Annotated in this window: 1 protein-coding gene; it reads right to left on the bottom strand. The window is 58.4% G+C overall.

The window, feature by feature from the left end:
• Positions 1 to 703, bottom strand: a 703-nt coding sequence (locus NQT62_RS15340) for an ABC transporter ATP-binding protein (protein WP_256765623.1), incomplete at its 3' end; no start/stop codon positions are given.
• Positions 704 to 705 lie beyond the last annotated feature (2 nt).

Below are 705 nucleotides of genomic sequence, written 5' to 3' on the forward strand. Positions count from 1 at the left end.
ACTGCACGACCAGATGGTTACCGCCGGATTTGATGACCTGGGCAGGGAAGGTATTCATCGTCGGGCTGCCGATGAAGCGCGCAACGAACAGGCTTGCCGGTTTGCGATAAAGGTCGAGCGGCTGGCCGATCTGCTCGATATGACCGGCGTTCATCACCACGATCCGATCCGCCAATGTCATCGCTTCGACCTGATCGTGCGTGACATAGACCGTCGTCGCCTGCATCCGGCGATGCAGCTTGGCGATCTCCAGCCGCATCTCGACGCGCAGCGCCGCGTCAAGGTTCGATAGCGGCTCGTCAAACAGGAAGGCCTTTGGTCGGCGGACGATGGCGCGCCCCATGGCGACGCGCTGACGCTGTCCGCCCGAAAGTTGTGCTGGACGCCGTTCGAGATAATCCTGGAGTTTGAGGATGTCCGCCGCGCCTGCGACGCGCTTGTCAATTTCGGTGGCGGGTTCACTGCGCATCTTCAGTCCAAATGCCATGTTCTCCTCAACGCTCATATGCGGATAGAGCGCGTAATCCTGAAAGACCATGGCTATGTCACGATCCGATGGCGGCAGGGTGTTAACCGTCGTGTCACCAATCTTCAATTCGCCTGAACTGATTTCCTCCAGTCCGGCAATCATCCGCAGCAGGGTGGATTTTCCGCAACCGGATGGACCAACGAGAACCAGAAATTCGCCGCTCGCAATGTCAATGT

It is taken from the genome of Limnobacter humi (assembly GCF_024518835.1).
In the GTDB taxonomy this organism is placed as follows: Bacteria; Pseudomonadota; Gammaproteobacteria; order Burkholderiales; family Burkholderiaceae_B; genus Limnobacter; species Limnobacter humi.